The sequence below is a fragment of the Pseudomonas alcaligenes genome (assembly GCF_014490745.1).
Lineage (GTDB): Bacteria > Pseudomonadota > Gammaproteobacteria > Pseudomonadales > Pseudomonadaceae > Aquipseudomonas > Aquipseudomonas alcaligenes_C.
Window position 1 is genome coordinate 3,202,270 of the sequence record NZ_LZEU01000001.1, and the last position, 15,112, is coordinate 3,217,381.

The 15,112-nt window shown below is 66.2% G+C and carries 13 protein-coding genes; 6 read left to right on the forward strand and 7 right to left on the reverse strand.

The window, feature by feature from the left end; genetic code table 11:
- Positions 1–58 precede the first annotated feature (58 nt).
- Positions 59–487 (reverse strand): acyl-CoA thioesterase, encoded by a 429-nt coding sequence (locus tag A9179_RS14510; RefSeq protein WP_187806924.1) that lies wholly within the window; start codon positions 485–487, stop codon positions 59–61.
- Between the two features lie 64 nt (positions 488–551).
- Here A9179_RS14510 and A9179_RS14515 point away from each other — a divergent pair, with 64 nt between their 5' ends.
- Positions 552–1,559 carry a GlxA family transcriptional regulator gene (locus tag A9179_RS14515; protein WP_187806925.1) on the forward strand — a complete coding sequence of 336 codons (1,008 nt, stop codon included), beginning with the start codon at positions 552–554 and terminating at the stop codon, positions 1,557–1,559.
- A 208-nt stretch (positions 1,560–1,767) separates the two neighbouring features.
- On the opposite strand, the gene A9179_RS14520 is transcribed toward A9179_RS14515, so the two are convergent.
- The gene (locus A9179_RS14520) at positions 1,768–2,205 is read right to left on the reverse strand and encodes a VOC family protein (protein ID WP_187806926.1); all 438 of its coding nucleotides are present in this window, start codon (positions 2,203–2,205) and stop codon (positions 1,768–1,770) included.
- A 10-nt stretch (positions 2,206–2,215) separates the two neighbouring features.
- Positions 2,216–2,641 (reverse strand): YciI family protein, encoded by a 426-nt coding sequence (locus A9179_RS14525; RefSeq protein WP_187806927.1) that lies wholly within the window; start codon positions 2,639–2,641, stop codon positions 2,216–2,218.
- A gap of 260 nt (positions 2,642–2,901) precedes the next feature.
- Here A9179_RS14525 and A9179_RS14530 point away from each other — a divergent pair, with 260 nt between their 5' ends.
- Both A9179_RS14530 and A9179_RS14535 read left to right on the forward strand, forming a co-directional pair.
- On the forward strand, positions 2,902–4,509 hold the full coding sequence (locus A9179_RS14530; RefSeq protein ID WP_187806928.1) for a methyl-accepting chemotaxis protein: 1,608 nt from the start codon (positions 2,902–2,904) through the stop codon (positions 4,507–4,509).
- A gap of 71 nt (positions 4,510–4,580) precedes the next feature.
- Complete coding sequence (locus A9179_RS14535) at positions 4,581–4,919, forward strand: FKBP-type peptidyl-prolyl cis-trans isomerase (RefSeq protein WP_187806929.1); 339 nt, start codon at positions 4,581–4,583, stop codon at positions 4,917–4,919.
- Positions 4,920–4,925: 6 nt separating this feature from the next.
- On the opposite strand, the gene A9179_RS14540 is transcribed toward A9179_RS14535, so the two are convergent.
- Complete coding sequence (locus A9179_RS14540) at positions 4,926–5,828, reverse strand: DMT family transporter (RefSeq protein ID WP_187806930.1); 903 nt, start codon at positions 5,826–5,828, stop codon at positions 4,926–4,928.
- 135 nt (positions 5,829–5,963) lie between these two features.
- Between A9179_RS14540 and A9179_RS14545 the strand changes: the two genes are divergently transcribed.
- Positions 5,964–6,401, forward strand: a complete 438-nt coding sequence (locus A9179_RS14545; RefSeq protein WP_187806931.1) for an Lrp/AsnC family transcriptional regulator — start codon at positions 5,964–5,966, stop codon at positions 6,399–6,401.
- On the opposite strand, the gene A9179_RS14550 is transcribed toward A9179_RS14545, so the two are convergent.
- Positions 6,398–8,302 carry a putative bifunctional diguanylate cyclase/phosphodiesterase gene (locus A9179_RS14550; protein WP_187806932.1) on the reverse strand — a complete coding sequence of 635 codons (1,905 nt, stop codon included), beginning with the start codon at positions 8,300–8,302 and terminating at the stop codon, positions 6,398–6,400. The genes A9179_RS14545 and A9179_RS14550 overlap by 4 nt on opposite strands.
- Positions 8,303–8,549: 247 nt before the next feature.
- Here A9179_RS14550 and A9179_RS14555 point away from each other — a divergent pair, with 247 nt between their 5' ends.
- Both A9179_RS14555 and A9179_RS14560 read left to right on the forward strand, forming a co-directional pair.
- Positions 8,550–9,773, forward strand: a complete 1,224-nt coding sequence (locus tag A9179_RS14555) for an MFS transporter (RefSeq protein ID WP_187806933.1) — start codon at positions 8,550–8,552, stop codon at positions 9,771–9,773.
- 104 nt (positions 9,774–9,877) lie between these two features.
- Positions 9,878–11,752, forward strand: a complete 1,875-nt coding sequence (locus A9179_RS14560; protein WP_187806934.1) for a UvrD-helicase domain-containing protein — start codon at positions 9,878–9,880, stop codon at positions 11,750–11,752.
- Positions 11,753–11,809: 57 nt separating this feature from the next.
- Here A9179_RS14560 and cysS read toward each other — a convergent pair whose 3' ends face one another.
- Positions 11,810–13,192 carry a cysteine--tRNA ligase gene (cysS, locus tag A9179_RS14565; RefSeq protein WP_187806935.1) on the reverse strand — a complete coding sequence of 461 codons (1,383 nt, stop codon included), beginning with the start codon at positions 13,190–13,192 and terminating at the stop codon, positions 11,810–11,812.
- A 147-nt stretch (positions 13,193–13,339) separates the two neighbouring features.
- Positions 13,340–15,019: a glutamine--tRNA ligase/YqeY domain fusion protein gene (locus tag A9179_RS14570; protein ID WP_187806936.1), complete on the reverse strand. Its 1,680-nt coding sequence runs from the start codon at positions 15,017–15,019 to the stop codon at positions 13,340–13,342.
- Positions 15,020–15,112 lie beyond the last annotated feature (93 nt).

The window sequence follows — 15,112 nt, forward strand, 5'->3', positions numbered from 1 at the left end:
AAACGGCTGAAGGGCGCTCAGGATAACCCGGCGCCCCGCGCTTGCCGACCTTGGCGACTTACAGCCAGCGGAAATCCTCGGTGCGCTCGGCCGCTTCCATGGCCGCCTTGAGCCCTGCCGGCGGCGCGCTGACCTTGCGACTCTCCAGACTGAACCAGGCCGCGTTGGTGATCACCCGCGCGCACAGCTCACCCTTGGGGTTGAGCACTTCGTTGACCATGGTGAACTTGGCGCCATCCTCGCTCAGTGCACTGACCTTCATGCCCACGCTGAAATGCTGCAGCAGGCGCAGCTCCTTGCGGTACTCGACGCGATCCTCGAACACCACCGGGCCCATCTTCGCCTCGGCGAAGGCCTGCGGGGTGAAGCCGGCGCTGGCCAGAAACAGGAAGCGCGCCTGGGCGGCGTAATCGAGGTAGCGGGAATTCTTCAGATGGGCATTAGAATCCAGGTCAGCCCAGGTCACCTGGAAATCGAAAGCGGTCATGGCGGCGCTCCTTGTGGTTGATGGAGTCATGCTAGGCCCGACAAGCCGCAGGCGTGAGAGACGAATGGGACAAACAAACGGGGCAAATGGGTCATCGGCACCAATCCGCACGGCCATCCTGTGCCTGGACAACACCCTGGCCAGCACCGTGTTCGGCCCGCTGGACATCCTCGGCCAGGCCGGCCAGCTGTGGAACGCCCTGTGCCGGCGCAACCCGCAACCGGTCTTCGATGTGCGCCTGGTGTCGCTCGACGGCCAGCCGGTGCAATGCCTCAACGGCCCGGCGATCAATGTCAGCGCGGCGCTGGACGAGCAGGACTGGCAGCTGGTGCTGCTCTCGGCCGCACATATCGGCCCGCAGGATCACGACCATAGCCTGCTGAGCGCCGCCCTGCGCCGCCAGCACCAGCACGGCGCGGTGCTGGCAAGCATCTGCACCGGCGCCTTCGCCCTGGCCGAAGCCGGCCTGCTGGATGGCCGCGAGGCTACCACCCACTGGGGCTTCGTCGAACTGTTCCGCCGCCGCTACCCGCAGGTGCTGCTGCAGCCGGAGCAACTGGTGACCCACAGCGAACAGCTGTTCTGCTCCGGTGGTTTCCACGCCTACCAGGATCTGTGCCTGCGCCTGATCGAGCACTTCTGCGACTTCGAATGCGCCGAGCAGACCGCTCGCGCTCTGGTCATGCAGGGCGAGCGCCCGTCGCAGCTGCCCTACAGGCGCTTCGACCTGCACAAGCAGCATCAGGACGCGGTCATCCGCAAGGTGCAGGAACATATCGAGGCGCACTATGCCGAGGCCCTGGACAACGCCGAACTGGCCGCCCTCGCCCACCTGGGCGAGCGCCAGTTCAAGCGACGCTTCCAGGCGGCGGGGGGCGAATCGGCCCTGCAGTACCTGCAGCGGGTGCGCGTGGAAATGGCCAAGCAGCAGCTGCGCAGCTCACGCGAGCCGGTGGAACGCATCGCCGACCAGGTCGGCTACAGCGATGCGGCCTTCTTCCGCCAGGTGTTTCGCCGTCACACCGGGCTGATTCCGCTGGATTACCGGCGCAAGATGCAACGGCGTGCCTGACCAGGATCTCTTGATCGTCGGCCATGCTGCGTTGAAATCGGGCTCGGACTGCTCATTTACACCTCGTAAACTCCGCGTCCTCGCCCAATTGATTCGCTGGCGCTTACCCTTCGGGCCAGCCTACGGCTGTTACTTCCGCTGGTCGTTGCGCCTTGCCTGGCTCTAGCTCAAAAGATCCTGAACAAGCCCCAAAAGCTAGAGAGCGTGCCTAGGCAGCGTTGTCCTTCTCGCAGTTGACCATCCACGACACCCCGAAGCGGTCGACCAGCATGCCGAAGCGCACCGCCCAGAAGGTCTGCTGCAGCGGCATCCGCGCCTGGCCGCCGGCGGCCAGAGCGTTGTAGACCCGCTCGGCCTCCTTGATGCTGTGCACCTGCAGCGACATCGAACAGCCCTTGATGCCACTGCCCTCGTCGGCGCCGTCGCAGCCCTGTCCGGGCATGCTGTCGGAGGCCATCAGTACCTCGTCGCCAACCATCAGGCAGGCGTGCAGGATACGCTCGCGGTACTCGGCCGGCAGGTCGCCGCAGCCCTCCGGGTTGTCGCTGAAGCGCATCAGGTTCAGCTCGCCGCCCAGGCTCTGGGCATAGAAGTTCATGGCCTCGGCGCACTGGCCGTCGAAAAACAGATAGGCATGGATTTTCATCGTTGCGTCCTCAGTTATCGCCCTGTATCTGCGCCCGCAGACGTTCTTCCTGCTCGCGCAGCTCGGGGGTGAACTCCGCGCCGAAATCCTCAGCGGCGAAGATCTGCCGAATCTCGATCTCCGAGTCGCCGGGCATCGGATTGGGGCAACGCTTGACCCACTCGATACACTCGGCCAGCGAGGCCACTTCCCACAGCCAGAAGCCGGCGATCAGCTCCTTGGTCTCGGCGAAGGGGCCATCGATCACGCTGCGCTGGCTGCCGGAGAAACGCACCCGGGCGCCACGGCTGCTCGGATGCAGGCCCTCGCCGGCCTTCATCACGCCGGCCGCCACCAGCTCCTCGTTGTATTGGCCCATGGCCGTCAGCAGTTCCTCGCTGGGCATCACACCGGCTTCCGAATCGGCCGTGGCCTTGACTATCACCATGAAACGCATCGTCCATCTCCTCTGCATTCCCCGTGGCAACCATTGCGCATGGGGCGGTTGTACTCAGTGGTCGAACCTACGTTGAGCAATTCGACAACCGCCCGGCAGTTTTAGCCGAAATATTTCCCCGTCGCGCCGCTGCCGCATATCACCGCCGTAGGTACAACTACCGACTCGCCCCGCCACCAGGCCCGGAAACCGCTGAGTCCGCAACCTTCTGGCATGAACTAGGCTTAATGCACCGTTTTCCGTCGCGTGGAGTCATGCCGATGAAAATTCGCCAAAAAATGATCGCCAGTGGCGCCATCAGCGTGATCGCCGCAGCCCTGCTCGGTGGCATAGGTTTCTGGGGACAGACGCGCCTGGCGGATGCCCTGGCCGAGAACGAACTGAGCGTGACCGCCCTGCGCAACCATCTGGAAGGCGACATGATGCACGACGCCCTGCGCGCCGATGTGCTCGCTGCCTTCGTCGCCGAGCCGGGCGACAGCGCGGCGGCCGACCAGGTACGCAGCGACCTGCGCCAGCACAGCGAATGGTTCCAGCGCGCCCTGGAGGCCAACAGCAAACTACCGCTGAGCCCCGATATCCGCCAGGCCATCGCCGACTCGAAACCAGCGCTGACGGCCTATATCGGCGAAGCCGAGCGCATCATTGCCAGCGCCCTCGGCGACGCCCAGGCGGCACGCGGCGAGCTGCCGGCATTCATGCAGAGCTTCGCCGTGCTGGAGGAAAAGAACGAGTCCTTGAGCGAACTGATCGAAGAACACGCCGCGGCCACCCGCACGGCCAGCCAGGCCGCCGTCGGCCAGGCCGCCTGGCTGCTGGTCGGCGGTATCCTCGGTGTATGCGCCCTGCTCGGCCTGCTCACCTCGCAGTTGATGAAGACCGTGCTGCGGCCGCTGGAAAAGACCATCAGCGCCGCCCGCGCCATCGCCCAGGGCAACCTGCGCAGCACCATCAGCATCGACAGCAACGACGAGGCCGGCCAGCTGCAGACCGCCCTGGCCGAGATGCAGGGCAACCTGCGCCAGATGATCGAAACCATCCGCCACGAAAGCGCCCAGCTGCAGCAGACCGCCCAGCACCTCAACAGCACCTCGCAGGACATCGTGCACAGCGCCACCGCCGAGTCCGACAGCGCCAGCAGCATGGCCTCGGCCATGGAGCAGATGATCCAGAACATCGCCCAGATCGCCGACCATGCGCGCAACGCCCAGGCCATTTCCTCGCAGTCCGAGGATCTCGCCAGCAGTGGCGGCCAGGTCATCCTAGGCGTGGTCGAGGGCATGAGCCGGATCGCCGATGCGGTCAACGAATCGTCCAGCACCATCACCGCCCTCGGCCAGTCCTCCGAGGAGATCAACTCGATCATCCAGGTGATCAAGAGCATTGCCGAACAGACCAACCTGCTCGCCCTCAATGCCGCCATCGAGGCAGCGCGGGCCGGCGAGGCCGGGCGCGGCTTCGCCGTGGTCGCCGACGAGGTGCGCAACCTGGCGGCACGCACCGCCCAGTCGACCCAGGAAATCACCGGCATGATCGAGCGCATCCGCAGCAGCACCGCCCAGGCGGTGAGCAGCATGCAGACCGGAGTGACACGGGTGAACGACGGTGTCAGCCTGGCCCGCCAGGCCGGCGAATCGATCAGCGAGATCCGCGGTGGCGCCCACCGCGCCGCCGAGGTGGTGGAAGAGATTTCCCACACCATCGGCGAGCAGAGCAAGGCCAGTAGCGAGGTGGCCCAGCGGGTCGAGCAGATTGCCCAGATGTCGCAGCAGAACAGCCGCACCGTGCACGAACTGGCCGGCGCCGCCGAACGCCTGAACAGCGTGGCACGCAGCATGCAAAGCTCGGTGCTGCAGTTCCAGCTCTGAACGCTAGTCTTGCCAGACACGGCAATTCCTGCGACAACGCCGCCCCGGTCAATGGTTCACGAGAACAGGCAATGAGCAGCGAACTGCAGATTGAAGACATCCTCCCCGGCGACGGCAAGGCGGCAGTCAAGGGCGCCCTGATCACCACCCAGTACCGCGGCTGGCTGGAGGACGGCAGCGAGTTCGATTCCTCCTACGCACGCGGCAAGCCGTTCCAGTGCGTGATCGGTACACGGCGGGTGATCCAGGGCTGGGATCAGGGCCTGATGGGCATGCGCGTCGGCGGCAAGCGCAAGCTGTTCGTCCCCGCCCACCTGGGCTACGGCGAGCGTCAGGTCGGTGCGATTCCGCCCAACTCCAACCTGATCTTCGAGATCGAACTGCTGGAAGTGCTGACCCGCGACGACTGATACGCCCTAGCCGGCCTCGGCCGCCTTCGTCCCTGCACGCCCGGGTAGACGCCAGCCCTGCTGCATACCCGCCGCCGCCAGCAGGATGGCCGCCACGCCCAGCCACTGCAGCAGGCTCAGGCGGTGGCCGAAGGCCAGCCAGTCGACGAAGATCGCCGCGATCGGGTAGACGAACGACAAGGCCCCGGTCAGCGCCGTCGGCAGCTTCTGGATGGCGCTGTACAGCAGCAGGTACATCACCCCGGTATGCACGAGACCCAGGGTCGCCAGGCTGGCCCAGGCCTGCGGCTGCGTCGGCAGCTGGTGACCGGCCAGCGGCGCCAGCATGAGGATGCCGGTAAGCAGCTGGATCAGCGCAATCAGATGCGGCGGCGTACCAGAGAGGCGTTTGACGATCAGCGCCGCCAGCGCATAGAGCAGCGCGGCGCCCAGGGCCAGGGCGATACCCAGCAGGTAGTCCTCGCCCGCCGCACCCGCACCGCCATGGGCACTGACGATGGCCAGCATGCCGAGGAAGGCCAGCCCCAGCCAGGCCAGCTTGGCCAGGCTGATGCGCTCGCCGAGAAATAGCGCGGCCAGGCCCACCAGCATGAACGGCTGGACGTTGTACACCGCCGTGCTGATGGCGATGGACGCCTTGGCGTACGAGGCGAACAGCAGCAGCCAGTTGCCGACTATGGCCAGCCCGCTGACCACCGCCAGCGCCAGCACGCGGCGCCCCAGCAGCTCGGCGCGCAGCAGGCCGAGTACCGCGCACACCAGCAGCAACATGGCGCCGCCGATCAGGCAGCGCCAGAACACCACATCGACCACCGCCTGGCCGGACACCAGGACGAACCAGCCAATGGTGCCGGAAATCAGCATGGCCGCGATCATTTCCAGCGAGCCGCGTTTGAGGGTCTTGTCCATGGGGTCGGGCTCCTGCAGAGGAGCCATTATTATTCGGCAGAGACTCCCAGCCGCTCCATGCCTAATCTGAGGCTGAACGACCAACTGGCCTTTATTACGAAGGCAGATTCAGCATTTCACCTAACGAGGCCCGCCATGCTCGACGACATCGACCAACTGCTGATCGCCGCCCTGATGGAAGACTCGCGGCGCTCGCTCAAGGCTCTGGCCCAGGTCAGCGGGCTGTCCTCGCCGAGCGTCGCCGAGCGCCTGCGCCGCCTGGAGGAGCGCGGCGTGCTCAAGGGCTACACGGTGGAGGTGGATCCGCGCCACTTCGGCTACCAGCTGCAGGCCATCGTCCGGGTGCGCCCGCTGCCGGGCCAGCTGCACGAGGTGGAGCGGCAGATCCAGTCGATCGCCGAATTCACCGAGTGCGACAAGGTGACCGGCGAGGACTGCTTCGTCGCCCGCCTGCATGTGCGCTCAATGGAGCAGCTGGACAGCCTGCTCGACCGCCTCAACGGCTATGCCGAGACCAACACCGCCATCGTCAAGAAGACCTCGGTGGCGCGCCGTCTGCCACCCATGGCCTAGGCCGGCAGGCGCTCGGCGCTGATCTGGCGGGCGAATTCGTCGGCCACCAGCGGCCGGGCGAACAGGTAGCCCTGGCCCTGGTCACAGCCCTGGCTGGCCAGCAGCGCACGGGTCGGTTCGTCCTCGATGCCTTCGGCGGTGGTCAGCAGCTTGAGGCTGCGCGCCATCTGGATGATCGCGGTGACGATCGCCTGGCCCTGCTCGTTGCCCTGCAGGGCGCGGATGAACGACTGGTCGATCTTCAGCTTGTCGACGCGGAAGCGCTGCAGGTAGGCCAGGTTGGAATAGCCGGTGCCGAAGTCGTCGATCGACAGCTGCAGGCCCAGGCCCTTGAGGCGATGCAGCTGATCGATCAGCAGCGCCGAGTCCTGCAGCAGGATCGACTCGGTCAGTTCCAGCTCCAGGCAGGCCGGGCTCAGGCCGAAGCGGTTGAGCGCCGCGCGGATGGTTTCCTCCAGATTGCCGCGGCGCAGCTGTACCGCCGACAGGTTCACCGAGACCACAAAGCGCGGCAGCCCGGCGGCCTGCCACAGCATCATCTGCCGGCAGGCCTCGTTGAGCACCCACTCGCCGACCTCGACGATCAGCCCGCAGCGCTCGGCCACTTCGATGAACAGGTCAGGGCCAAGCAGGCCGCGCTGCGGATGCTGCCAGCGGATCAGCGCCTCGGCCGCCACCAGCTGGCCACTGTGGATGTCGACGATCGGCTGGTAGTGCAGAACGAATTCGTCGCGCTGCAGGGCCTGGCGCAGATCCAGCTCCAGGCTCAGGCGCTCGCGGGTATCGGCGTTCATCTGCTCGTCGAAGAAGCAGAAGCCGTTGCGCCCGGCCGACTTGGCCTGGTACATGGCCACGTCGGCATGCTTGAGCAGGGTATCGAAATCCTCGCCATCCTCGGGGAACAGGGCGATGCCCAAGGAAATCGAGGTAACGATCTGCATGCCCTTGAGGGCAAAGGGCTGGGCCAGCTTCTCCTGCACCCGGGCTGCCACCGTCGACACCGTGCTCAGATCTTCTGGATCGGCCAGCACCATGACGAACTCGTCGCCACCCTGGCGGCTGACCGTGTCGATGTCGCGTACGCAGCTCTGCAGGCGCAGGGCGACTTCCTTGAGCAGCTCGTCGCCGGCAGCATGGCCGAGCGAGTCGTTGATGGTCTTGAAGTTGTCCAGGTCGAGGAACAGCAGCGCCACCCGGCTCTGATTGCGCCGCGCCCAGCTGATGGCCTGCTCCATGCGGTCGCGGATCAGCAGGCGGTTGGGCAGGTTGGTCAGCGCGTCATGCTGCGCCAGGTGAGTGAAGTTGGCCTCGGAAGCCTTCACCCGCAGGATTTCCTGCTGCAGACGCAGCAGGGTCTGGCGCAGGTCGTTGGCCAGCAGCCACACCGCCACCGCGCACATCACCAGGATGCTACTGACGTTGATCATCCGCCCGATGCCTATCGGCCAGGGCTCGAACACCATCAGGCCACTGAGCGAGGCGTAGGTCATGCCGGCCACCGAAGCCAGCATGCACAGCAGCAAGCCGATGAACAGGCGCAGCGGCGCCAGCATGCCGGCCACGATCAGAATCGCCGGGTAGGACAACAGCACCCCGCTGTACAGGCCCTGGCTGAACCACAGCGAGCAGGTCACCAGGGCGGTCAGGGAGCTCAGCATCAGCATGATCGCCCAGTTGGTCGCGCCATGCAGGTTGAGGCGCTTGCCCAGCCCCACCAGAGCCAGCGCAATCAGCACCAGCGCGGCGTTCAACCAGCTGCGCGCCAGCAGGGTCTGCGAGCCGATCAGCAACAGCACGACCAGCTGCACATTGGCGATCTGGTTCAAGCGGCGCGCCTGCAGCCGGCGCTCCAGGGGATCGGCCGCGAAATTCAGGGCGGAGGATTCGTTCGCATGCGTCATCTGTCTTCAACTTCCATGAGGCGACTGCTGCGGTGGGCCACGACTGGGCCAGAATTCTGGCACGCTAACCAAACTGGGGGTGGCCGGCAAGTCGAGTCTGTATGGCTTCTGACACAGATCAAGCGGCGCCTGGCACGCTTGACGGCTAGGCAGATGGCTGTCGTCCCGCTACCTTCGCAGGGTCGGCGCCGACTGCAAGGTGCCGGCGCATGCACCTCAAACATCGCGACAAGGAATAGAAGAGACGATGAGCAGGCCGCCAGCGGATTCGAGCGTCAACCTCCAGGCCACGCTGCCCCTGCTGCGCGGCGCCAGCCGGCACAAGCGCTGGCTGGTGGCGATCAGCTACACCCTGGTGCTGTGCGCCAACCAGATCCTAGTCACCAACCTGATTCCCCTGCTGGGGCAGATCCAGCAGCACTACGGCCTAAGCGAGATGCAGGCCAACGCCAGCGTGCTGATCTTCCCGATCTTCTGCGTGCTGCTGTCGCTGCCAGCCGGCATGTTCATCGACCGCTTCGGCTTTCGCCGCGGCACCGGCTTCGGCGTCGCGCTGATGGCCCTGGCGGTACCCCTGCGCCTGGATATCGACAGCTATGCCGGGCTGATGCTCGGCCAGCTGCTGATCGCCCTGGCCCAGCCGCTGATCCTCAATGGTGCGGCCAAGCTGGCGGTCGAATGGTTCGACGAGGCCGAGCGCGGCAAGGCCATCGGCCTGACCAGCGCCGGCATGTTCGCCGGTCTCGCCCTCGGCCTGGGGCTGACACCGCTGCTATTTGCCAGCTACGGCCTGCAGGCGACCCTGTGCGGCTTTGCCCTGGCCGCCCTGGCGCCCAGCCTGCTGTTGCTGCTGTGCAGCGGCAGCGCCGGCAAGCCGGCAGCCGTACCCGCCAGCGCGAGCAATCGCGACCTGCTGGGCCTGGCCTGCACACCCGGCCTGCCGCCGCTAATGCTGGCCGCACTGCTGGGCTTCGGCCTGTTCAATGCCCTGACCCTGTGCCTGGAGCCGATACTCGCCGGCAACGGTCTGGACGCCAGTGCGCTGGCCGCAGCCGGGGTGCTGCTGATCGGTGGTGGGGTGTTCGGCTCGCTGCTGGTGGAACCGCTCGCGCAGCGCCTGGGCAGCAAGAAGCGGGTCTTGCTCGGCTGCGGTCTCGGCGTCATCGGCGCCATCTGGCTGCTGTTCCACGCCCGCAGCCAGACATCGGCGGCGCTGTACGCCAGCCTGCTCGGGCTGTGCCAGCTGCCCTGCTACGCCCTGCTGCTGACCCTCTCCGAGGAGCTGGTCGGCAGCGCCCAGGCGGCCCGTGCCAATGCCCTGCTGGTGGTGGCCGGCAATATCGGCTCGGCCCTGGCCATGACCGCCGTGGCCCTGATCCACACGGCTGCAGGCAACTGGCTGGCAGTGATCGTCTTCCTGCTGGCCCTGGCCGCACTGCAGCTGCTGGTGGTCAGTCGCTTCCGCCACTGAAGCCGCTCACCCTGCCAGCGCGGCCTGACTTAGCCCGGATCCGCTGCCCCATTGCCAAGGCAAAGCCCGTATGATGGCCGGCCGCACCTGCTTTCCGAGCTGCCATGCTGTCCGCCGTCAAACGCTACCAGGCGCTGTTCTCCGCCGCCCTGGCGCGCTACTTTCCCCGCACCACCGAATACCTGCGCGCCGAGCGTGAAGCGGCGGCCCGGCTGCGCCAGCCGCAACCCCGCGCCAAACGAGCCACCCCGGCAGGCAAGGCCAGAACCAGCGGGCGCAACAAGAAGACCAGCGACGGCCCATCCCCCGCGCCAACCGGTATCTATTCCAGCGCCCGGCTGAAGGTCGACGACAGCCAGATCACCGCCATGCGCGCACGCGTCGCCGAGGCGGTGGCGGCCGGGCTGATCGGCGCACCCTCCGACGAGCAATGGGCGATGATCCTCTGCCGCGCTCCGCTGGCACGCATCTTCGCCGGTGCTGGCTCGGGCAAGTCCACCACCCTGCTGCTGCGCGTGGTGTTCATGCTCTGCCACCTGCAGATTCCCGCCACCAGCCTTACGGTGATCTCCTTCACCAACGCCTCCTGCGCCGAGCTGCGCGGCCAACTGCTGCGCCTGCTGGCCTTCTGGCAATTGCCCTTCGACGAGGCGCAGGCGCGCCAGTGCGTGCGTACCTTCCACTCGGCCATGGCGCAGCAGGCCAAGGCGCTGCTGGGTACGCCAACCTGGTTCGAGCAGCTCGGCGGTGGCGCCGGCGAGGAGCCGGACGCACCGGCCGGCGGCCGCCTGCCGCCCGCACAACAGCGCCTGCTGCGCCAGGCCCATGACGAGCTCTACGCCAGCGATGCCGCCTTCCGCCAGCAGGTGCATGAGCTGCTCGGCGTGGCCATGCCCGAGACCATCGGCAAACCGCCGCAGGAGGGCTTGCGCCTGGCCGGCGAGCTGCGCGCCACGCCAATCTTCGAAGCCTTCTACCAACAGGGTTGCTTCGCCGAAAGCCTGGGCCTGCGCCCGGATCGGCTGGATGCCGCCGCACTGGCCTGCGCGCCGCGCGAACGCCTGTTCCTGCAGGCACTCGCCAGCTTCTGGGCGCGCTTCCAGGCATTGCTGCAAGCGCAAGGCGTCACCACCTTCGATGCCGCCTTCCGCCAGCTCGGCGAGCGCCTGGCCAGCGCCGAGGAGCTGCCAGCGGAGGCCATCGAGCCGCTGCGCCATCTGCTGATCGACGAGTTCCAGGACATCTCGCCGCAGATCGTCCACTGGCTGCAGGCCGTGCATCGCGCGCTGGCCGGGCGTGGCAAGGGGGTCAGCCTGATGGCCATCGGCGACGACTGGCAGTCGATCTACGGCTGGCGCGGCAGCTCGCCAGAGCTGTTCCTCGACTTCGACCGCCATTTCCCCAGCCGCGGCAAGGCCAAGAGCCAGGTGCTGATGCTGACCGCCAACTTCCGCAGCATCGAACCTATCCTGCGTGACGCCGAGGCGCTGCTGGCGGACGTTAGCTGCAAGCAGGCCAAGCGCAGCCAGGCGGTCAAGGCTACGCAGCCGGGCGACCACGGCGTGCGCCGCATCCAGGGTTTCGACCTCAAGCGCCAGCTGCCCGAGCTGCTGCAGGAAATTGCCGCACAGTGCGCGCATGTTGCCCAGCGCGGCAGCCGCGAGCGCAATCCGGTGCTGCTGCTGGGTCGGCGCAACGACGCGCTGAAGCAGGTGCAGGTGCAGGCCCAGCTGGAGCCGAGCCTGCCGGTACGCGCCTACAGTATCCACCGCGCCAAGGGCCTGCAGGCTGAGGTCGCAATCATCCTCGACGAGGGCGGCAGCCCCGAGTCGCATCCACTGCGCAACGCGCTGTATGCCCACTGCGGTCTGTTCCGCAACAGCTACGACCAGGCCATGCGCGACGAGAGCCTGCGCCTGGCCTATGTGGCCGTCACCCGTGGCGTCAGCCGGGTGATCTGGTACAGCGGCAAACGCTAGATACGCAGGCATGCAAAAGGCCGCTCTCGGGCGGCCTTTTGCATACAGAGCAGCAGCTTACTCGGCCAGGCGCCAGGTGGTGCCGCCCTTGCCGTCTTCCAGCACCACACCCATGGCGGTGATCTGGTCGCGGATGCGGTCGGACTCGGCCCAGTTCTTGTCGGCACGGGCCTGCAGGCGCGCGGCGATCAGCGCTTCCACTTCGGCGGCGTCGACCTTGCCGGCGGCACCGGCCTGGAGGAAGGCCTCCGGTTCCAGCTGCAGCACGCCAAGCACGCCGGCCAGCTGCTTGAGCTGGGCGGCCAGGCCGGCAGCGGCCTGTTCATCCGACTCACGCAGGCGGTTGACCTCGCGGATCATCTCGAACAGCACAGCGCAGGCTTCCGGCGAGTTGAAGTCGTCGTCCATCGCCGCGCCGAAGCGCTCGACGAAGGCTTCGCCACCGGCAGCTGCCACTTCCGGCAGGCCTTTGAGGCCGTTGTAGAAGCGCTCCAGGGCGCCCTTGGCTTCCTTGAGGCTGTCTTCGGAGTAGTTGATCGGGCTGCGGTAGTGGCTCGACACCAGCAGGTAGCGCACCACTTCCGGGTGGTACTTCTCCAGCACCTCGCGGATGGTGAAGAAGTTGCCCAGGCTCTTGGACATCTTCTCGCCGTCCACGCGCACCGCGCCGGCGTGCATCCAGGCGTTGGCGTAGAGCTTGCCGGTGGCCGCCTCGCTCTGCGCGATCTCGTTCTCGTGGTGCGGGAACACCAGATCCGGGCCACCACCGTGGATGTCGAAGGTCTCGCCCAGGCAGCAGGTGGACATCACCGAGCACTCGATGTGCCAGCCCGGACGGCCCTTGCCCCAGGGCGACTCCCAGCTCGGCTCGCCCGGCTTGGCGCCCTTCCACAGGACGAAGTCCAGCGGATCCTGCTTGATCTCGTCGACCTCGATGCGCGCGCCGATCTTCAGCTCGTCGATCTTGCGGCGGGACAATTTGCCGTAGCCCTCGAACTTGGTGACGCGGTAGTACACGTCGCCGTTGCCCGGAGCGTAGGCGTAGCCCTTGTCGATCAGGGTCTGGATCATCTGGTGCATACCAGCGATATGCCCGGTGGCACGCGGCTCGATGTCCGGGCGCAGCACGGACAGGCGCGCCTCGTCCTCGTGCATGGCGGCGATCATGCGCTCGACCAGGGCTTCGAACGGCTCGCCATTCTCCTGGGCGCGCTTGATGATCTTGTCGTCGATGTCGGTGATATTGCGCACGTAGGTCACGTCATAGCCGCGCTGACGCAGCCAGCGGGTGACCACGTCGAACGCCACCATCACGCGGGCGTGGCCGATGTGGCAGAAGTCGTACACGGTCATGCCGCACACGTACATGCGCACCTGGTTGCCTTCCAGCGGCTGGAAAACGTCCTTGGTCTTGCTCAGGGTGTTGTAGATGGAAAGCATCTTTATTCCTCAAAAACGGCTTTCAAAGCAGCGAGCGAAGATCAGGCAAGGCGAAGCGGGATGAGGAAGCGGAATGTACTGCAGTACATGAGCATTTCGAATCCCGCTTCAACGCCGCCTGATCGAGCGCAGCAATTTGACAGTCGTTTATTGCCCCCAGGAGTCGCGCAGGGTGACGGTGCGGTTGAATACCGGCTTGCCCGGCTTGGAGTCCTTCAGGTCGGCGACGAAGTAGCCTTCGCGCTCGAACTGGAAGCGTTCCTCGGCAGCGGCCTGGGCCAGCGACGGCTCGGCGCGGCAGCCCTGCAGCACGACCAAGGAGTCCGGGTTGATGTTGTCGAGGAAGCTGCCGCCCTCTTCGCTCTTCTCCGGGTTGGCGGAGCGGAACAGGCGGTCGTACAGGCGCACTTCGCACTCCACGCTCTCGGCGGCCGGCACCCAGTGGATCACGCCCTTGACCTTACGGCCCTCGGGGTTCTTGCCCAGGGTGTTCTCGTCGTAGGAGCAGCGCAGCTCGACCACATTGCCGGCGGCATCCTTGATCGCCTCGTCGGCGCGAATCACGTAGCTGCCACGCAAGCGCACTTCGCCACCCGGGATCAGGCGTTTGAAGCCGTCCGGCGGGGTTTCTTCGAAGTCGCTGGCGTCGATGTAGATCTCGCGGCTGAACGGCAGCACGCGCACGCCCATGTCCTGCTTGGGATGACGCGGCAGTTCAAGGTTCTCCACCTGCCCTTGCGGGTAGTTGGTGATCACCACTTTCAGCGGCTTGAGCACGCACATGGCACGCGCGGCGTTGGCATCCAGGTCGTCACGGATGGCGAACTCGAGCATGCCGACATCCACCACACCGCCGGCGCGGTTGACGCCGATCATGTCGCAGAAGGTGCGGATCGACGCCGGGGTGTAGCCGCGGCGGCGGTAGCCGGACAGGGTCGACATGCGCGGGTCGTCCCAACCGTGAACGTGGTTCTCGTCGACCAGTTGCTTGAGTTTGCGCTTGCTGGTGACGGTGTAGTTCAGGTTGAGGCGGGCGAATTCGTACTGGCGCGGTTGCGCCGGCACCGGCAGTTGCTCGAGGAACCACTCGTACAGCGGGCGGTGATCTTCGAACTCCAGGGTGCAGATGGAGTGGGTGATGCCCTCGATGGCGTCCGACTGACCATGGGTGAAGTCGTAGCTCGGGTAGATGCACCACTTGTCGCCGGTCTGGTGGTGATGGGCGTGGCGGATGCGATAGAGGATCGGGTCGCGCAGGTTGATGTTCGGCGAGGCCATGTCGATCTTGGCGCGCAGCGAACGGGCACCGTCGGCGAACTCGCCGGCCTTCATGCGGGCGAACAGGTCGAGGTTCTCTTCCACCGAGCGCTCGCGGAACGGGCTGTTCTTGCCCGGCTCGTGCAGGCTGCCGCGGTATTCGCGCATTTCCTCGGCGTTGAGGTCGCAGACGAAGGCCTTGCCGGCCTTGATCAGCTCGACGGCCCAGGCGTGCAGCTGGTCGAAGTAGTTGGAGGCATAGCGCTCCTCGCCGGCCCACTTAAAGCCCAGCCACTCGACATCGGCCTTGATCGCGTCGATATATTCCTGGTCTTCCTTGGCCGGGTTGGTGTCGTCGAAGCGCAGGTTGCACTCGCCGCCGAATTCCTGGGCCAGGCCGAAGTTCAGGCAGATCGACTTGGCGTGGCCGATGTGCAGGTAGCCGTTGGGCTCCGGCGGGAAGCGGGTGATGATCTTGGCGTGCTTGCCGCTGTCCAGGTCGGCCTGGACGATCGGACGCAGGAAGTTGGCGGCTGCTGGGCTGGCTTTGGGATCGACGGGCTTGCTCATGGTGTCCTTAATTCTGCAGACGCGCGGCTCAGGGTAGGCCGGGCAAATCAAAGCCCGTATCATAGCCGAAGCTGTCAACCCCCTGACAGGCCT